Below are 1,255 nucleotides of genomic sequence, written 5' to 3'. Positions count from 1 at the left end.
CGGTGTGGTTCATGACTGGGGTGAAGTCGTAACAAGGTAGCCCTAGGGGAACCTGGGGCTGGATCACCTCCTTACCTTAACGACTAACTTAATCCTGCTGGGTCGACAATATGGCATCCATGCCAAGTCGACACAAATACATCCGTGTATTTGAGTGTTCACACAGATATGCTTGTCGAGAAGAAAGAACAAGATATACAAGCCTATATTTAGGCGATGTTAATTTGTTTTCAAGTCAAGGCACTTGAGGAGTGAAGAGGGAGTGTAGTTCACTACATGACTGATTGAACGACGAAAGTAACGATGAATTGGGACAAAGAAACAAGTATAAATGGGTCTGTAGCTCAGCTGGTTAGAGCGCACCCCTGATAAGGGTGAGGTCGGTGGTTCAAGTCCACTCTGACCCACCAAAATCCTTCCCTAACTTTGTTGGAAAGCGATTCGTTTATGAAAAGCTAAACGTCATCACTTCCCGCCTCGTTATGAAATGATTTGGCTATTTATACACATATCTTGTTTGACTGCATGTAAATGGGGCTATAGCTCAGCTGGGAGAGCGCCTGCCTTGCACGCAGGAGGTCTGCGGTTCGATCCCGCATAGCTCCACCATTTATTTGGTATTGGAAATATTAATTTTTAGTTGAATAGCTTAGAAAGCGGTTCGATTATTCTCAATAACTCCACCATTTACAGCATTATGGAAAGAGACGCCAAAGATAAATAGAACAATTTATCTTTGGCTTTTTTTAGCCTGGTCAAAATCGTTCCGTACGATTTTTGACACTTCCACCATCCGTGGTAGTCGCTCTTTAACAATTTGGAAAGCTGATAGTGTTAATGTGAAAGGGACAGTGACTTACTTGTAAGTTGTTGTTTGTAGCATTAGCGCGAAATAAAAATTAAATTTGAGTTAAACACTTAAACATTAAGTGTCTTGCAATTTACTGCAACGCAGTAAATTGAATATTCTAATTTTGGCGAAAGTAGAAACCATTAGTTACGATACAACTATCAATAATACCCTTATTGATATCGAGTAGATAAAGCGCAGCTTAGCGCTTGTTAGGCAAAGGCGTGGATTGAACGACGAATGAGTGTAGCAGCGCTACAACTTATTCTTTCACGAGAGTGAGAAGTGAAAACCACAATGCTGCATAACAAGATGATAAGCAAGCGAAACTTATTAGTGTTGTATGGTTAAGTGACTAAGCGTATATGGTGGATGCCTTGGCAGTCAGAGGCGATGAAGGACGTA

The 1,255-nt window shown here is 41.3% G+C and carries 2 tRNA genes and 1 rRNA gene; all 3 read left to right on the top strand.

The annotated features are described in order from the left end of the window. Window positions 1-74: ribosomal RNA gene (locus Q0976_RS23955) — 16S ribosomal RNA — on the top strand; the annotation flags it as partial. Between the two features lie 259 nt (window positions 75-333). After that, window positions 334-410: transfer RNA gene (locus Q0976_RS23950), tRNA-Ile, on the top strand. Between the two features lie 123 nt (window positions 411-533). After that, a tRNA-Ala gene (locus tag Q0976_RS23945) sits at window positions 534-609 on the top strand. The last annotated feature ends 646 nt before the right edge of the window (window positions 610-1,255 follow it).

The organism is uncultured Shewanella sp., assembly GCF_947501665.1.
Lineage (GTDB): Bacteria > Pseudomonadota > Gammaproteobacteria > Enterobacterales > Shewanellaceae > Shewanella.
Note: the sequence above shows the minus strand (reverse complement) of the source record. Positions and strands in the feature narration are given on the sequence as shown.